The sequence below is a fragment of the Rubritalea sp. genome (assembly GCF_039830215.1).
In the GTDB taxonomy this organism is placed as follows: Bacteria; Verrucomicrobiota; Verrucomicrobiia; order Verrucomicrobiales; family Akkermansiaceae; genus Rubritalea.
The window spans coordinates 1-3,797 of the sequence record NZ_JBDOPO010000138.1 but is presented as its reverse complement, the minus strand read 5'-3'; the positions used below and the strand labels follow the sequence as shown (position 1 = coordinate 3,797).

Genomic DNA, 3,797 nt, shown 5'->3' with positions numbered 1-3,797 from the left:
GCTCCAGGTTTTGATGGGCTTCTTGTTGCCGGATTCGACAGAGGCATCAATCTTGGCGAGAAGCTTTTGATCAACGTATGGGCCTTTTTTCAGTGAACGTGCCATAATGGAAAATGGTTAATGATTGGTTAGGAAAGAGTTCTACTTCCGCTTGTTCTTGCGACGATCTTCAATGATGAAGGAGTCGGTAGGATTGTGCTTCTTACGAGTCTTCTGACCCTTAACGTGACCCCATGGGGACTTAAGGTGCTGACGACCACCACCGGACTTGGATTTACCCTCACCACCACCGTTAGGGTGATCGACTGGGTTCATACACATTCCGCGAACTGTAGGGCGCTTGCCCTGCCAGCGTGAACGACCTGCTTTACCAGATACTTCGTTCATGTGATCGCGGTTACCGACCTGACCAATAGTGCAGAGGCAGTTTGTGTTGAACTTACGGATTTCTCCGGAAGGCATCTTCACAAGTGCGTATCCCTCAGAGCGGTTGGAAAGCACAGCTTCCTGACCAGCAGAACGAGCAACCTTACCACCTGAACCCGGAGTAAGTTCAATGTTGTGGATGCTTGTACCGAGAGGTACGTTCTCAAGGACTGTTGCGTTACCTACTTTAGGAGCAACTTTCTCACCAGCTACTACTGTAGCTCCTACGCTGAGACCTACTGGAGCTAGGATGTAGCTCTTTTGGCCATCAGTGTACTCGATGAGTGCGATACGGCATGTACGGTTTGGATCGTATTCGATCGCAACGACTGTTGCTTCTACGTCGAACTTGCGACGTTTGAAGTCAACAAGACGGTACTTACGCTTGTGACCACCACCGATGTGACGGCAAGTGATACGACCGCGGTTGTTACGGCCACCAGTTTTCTTGAGAGGCTGCGTGAGCGACTTCTCAGGAGTTGACTTTGTGATCTCTTCGAACCCCGGTAAAACCTTATAACGGTTTGAAGGAGTGAAGGGTCTGAATGTTTTTAAAGGCATAATTCGCTATTAGTTTCGAATGAATTTCGTTTTTCAGCGTTAGATTTATTCGATCTCGTTGCTTAGATGAGATCGAGTGTGTCACCTTCTTTGAGGCGTACGATAGCTTTCTTCCATCTAGCGGTGCGTCCTGCATCGCTACGGCGTTGGCGTTTCAACTTACCTGCATAGTTGCAAGTGCGGACAGCCTCAACCTTCTTACCGAAGAGTTGCTCTACTGCACGCTTGATTTCGAGTTTGTTAGCACTGCGAGCAACCTTGAACACGTATTCGTTGTTCTGCTCCGCAAGGAGTGTTGCTTTCTCGCTGAGAAGAACAGTGTCGATTACATTGTAGATATCTTTCATCGTTTTGTTTTCGATTAGTGGTTTAAGCAGTACGCTTGGCGATGGATTCAATTGCGTCTTCAGTGATAACCACTGCGTTCGCGTGAAGGATCTGCTCGACATTCGCCTCTGCAGCAGTAACAAGCTGAACATTCTTGACGTTACGGCCAGAGAGGTATGTTGGCTCCGAGAATTCGGAAGCGATAACAAGAACCTTCTTTGCTTCGGTGATTGCAGCGACTGTGGCTAGGAAAGACTTAGTCTTTGAATCTGCAACTTCGAAGCTTGGTACAGTGAGAACTTCACCAGCACCGATCTTAGAAGTAAGAACACGACGAAGAGCGAGCTTACGGACGCTTTTAGTAACTTTCTTAGCGTAGGAACGCGGCTTAGGTCCGAACGCGACACCACCACCAACGAAGATGGGAGCACCACGATCACCGTGACGTGCGTTACCAGTTCCCTTCTGCTTATACATCTTTTTACCTGTGCATTTTACTTCAGCACGGGTTTTAGTGTTAGCAGAGCCAGAACGGCGGTTTGCGCGGTATGCGATGATGAGGTCGTGTACTGCTTGAGTACCTTTACGACCCTCAACGAGAGTAATGTTAGCAGATGCTGCATCTGCTGCTGTGAGTGTTTTAGCTGACATTTCAGTTATTCTTTCTAAGTTTTAAGATTACTTCTTGTTCGCTTTAACACCTGGACGGACGACAACATAAGAACCTTTGTGACCTGGCACTGCACCAGAGATAAGGACTACACCGTCTTCTTCACGAACCTGAACGACTTTAAGATTCTGAACAGTGCGACGGTACTGACCGTGACGACCTGGCATCTTCTTGTTCTTCCATACACGACCTGGCCATGTACCAGCACCAATACCACCTGGACGGCGGTGCATCATGTGACCGTGTGAGTCAGGCTGACCCGCGAAGTTGTAACGCTTAACAACACCTTGGAAGCCTTTGGCTTTCGAGGTACCGATAAGGTCAACTACTTGGCCAACTTCAAAGAGAGTTGCACCTGGGTGAGCTTCTTCTGTGTTTGGAAGTGCTGAGTCGTCTTCGAAGCGGAATTCCTGAACGAGCTTCTTAGCTGTTCCGTTGTGCTTTTTGAAGTGACCTTTAGTTGGAGCGTTGAGGCGATTTTCCTTTTGGTCGTCGAAACCAACCTGAACTGCTGAATAACCGTCAGTTTCAGTTGTCTTAACCTGGAGGAATTCGTTACCCTTAACGTCAACAACTGTGACTGGGATCATGATACCGGCATCCTTATCGAATACACGGGTCATGCCTACTTTTTTTCCTAATAGTCCGAGTGACATAGTAATATTATTTCTACGAGTTTAGGGCTCAGATACGGATTGTGATGTCAACACCAGCTGGAAGATTGAGCTTTTTGAGCTCATCAACTGTGCGTGCTGTTGGATCTACGATATCAAGCAAACGCTTGTGCGTACGGACTTCGAATTGATCGGCTGACTTTTTGTTCTGGTTAACAGAAGCATTCACGCTGAATTTTTCAACGTGCGTCGGCAGAGGAATCGGGCCCGCTACTTTTGCGCCTGTGCGCTTAGCAGTTTCTACTATCTCCTGTGCTGAACGATCGATTGCGCGATGGTCGTAGGCACGGAGACGGATTCTGATCTTCTGATTAGTCATAGTGAAGATGTGTTGTTTTTACCTTATTTGTATTTATTGTTTCTACATGCTTTCGCCGAACTTTTGTTCGACGATTGCCTGTGGGACGGGTTCGAAACTGGCCGGCTCCATTGTGAATGAAGCTCGCCCAGAAGAGACTGTTCTTAGTGCGGTCATATAACCAAACATTTCAGCGAGAGGCACTGTAGCCTTTAGTGTACAGGCTAGACCTTTGCCTTCCATGCCAGCGATTTGACCGCGGCGACGGCTGAGGTCACCTAGAATATCACCTTGATATTCGTCTGGTGTGGTTACCTCAACATCCATTACGGGTTCCAAAAGGAGCGAACTCCCCTGTTCTAGCGCGTCACGCATAGCAAATATCGTTGCCATGTGGAATGCATTTTCGTTGGAATCAACGTCGTGGGCGTCTCCATCTACTATAATCACGTGCAAGTCAACAACAGGATATCCTGCAATGACCCCATTGACTGTGGAATCATCAATTCCATTGTAGACTGCTTTGATAAATTCTTTGGGTATAGCACCACCGGTGATCTTATTCTCTATACTAAGACCTGCACCTCTTTTTGCAGGGCGAACCACTAAGTCCACCTTCGCATATTGTCCGGCTCCACCAGTTTGCTTCTTCAGCACTCCTGTACCTGGGGATTCTTTTGAAATTGTCTCGCGGTAAGCGATTTGCGGGGTACCCGTTCTTGCGTCCACTTTGAACTCGCGCTTGAGTCGATCGACAATCACCTCGAGGTGAAGTTCACCCATACCAGCGATAATGCACTGACCAGTATCTTCGTCAGTTTTCACTATAAATGTAGGATCT

6 protein-coding genes and 1 pseudogene are annotated in these 3,797 nt (G+C 47.8%); all 7 read right to left on the bottom strand.

The genetic code is table 11. From position 1 onward, the window contains the following. Nucleotides 1-105, bottom strand: a 105-nt coding sequence (locus tag ABGY95_RS04595) for a ribosomal protein S19 family protein (protein ID WP_347440522.1), incomplete at its 3' end; no start/stop codon positions are given. 36 nt (nucleotides 106-141) lie between these two features. Then, nucleotides 142-987 carry a 50S ribosomal protein L2 gene (gene rplB, locus ABGY95_RS04590; RefSeq protein ID WP_347440521.1) on the bottom strand — a complete coding sequence of 282 codons (846 nt, stop codon included), beginning with the start codon at nucleotides 985-987 and terminating at the stop codon, nucleotides 142-144. Nucleotides 988-1,049: 62 nt separating this feature from the next. Beyond that, nucleotides 1,050-1,334 (bottom strand): 50S ribosomal protein L23, encoded by a 285-nt coding sequence (gene rplW / locus ABGY95_RS04585; RefSeq protein ID WP_347440520.1) that lies wholly within the window; start codon nucleotides 1,332-1,334, stop codon nucleotides 1,050-1,052. Between the two features lie 22 nt (nucleotides 1,335-1,356). Beyond that, nucleotides 1,357-1,965, bottom strand: coding sequence for a 50S ribosomal protein L4 (rplD, locus tag ABGY95_RS04580; RefSeq protein WP_347440519.1), 609 nt, complete (start codon nucleotides 1,963-1,965; stop codon nucleotides 1,357-1,359). 27 nt (nucleotides 1,966-1,992) lie between these two features. Then, the gene (gene rplC / locus ABGY95_RS04575; protein WP_347440518.1) at nucleotides 1,993-2,640 is read right to left on the bottom strand and encodes a 50S ribosomal protein L3; all 648 of its coding nucleotides are present in this window, start codon (nucleotides 2,638-2,640) and stop codon (nucleotides 1,993-1,995) included. Between the two features lie 28 nt (nucleotides 2,641-2,668). Beyond that, nucleotides 2,669-2,977: a 30S ribosomal protein S10 gene (gene rpsJ, locus ABGY95_RS04570; RefSeq protein ID WP_347440517.1), complete on the bottom strand. Its 309-nt coding sequence runs from the start codon at nucleotides 2,975-2,977 to the stop codon at nucleotides 2,669-2,671. A gap of 42 nt (nucleotides 2,978-3,019) precedes the next feature. Then, a pseudogene (gene fusA, locus ABGY95_RS04565) lies at nucleotides 3,020-3,797 on the bottom strand (elongation factor G); the annotation flags it as partial.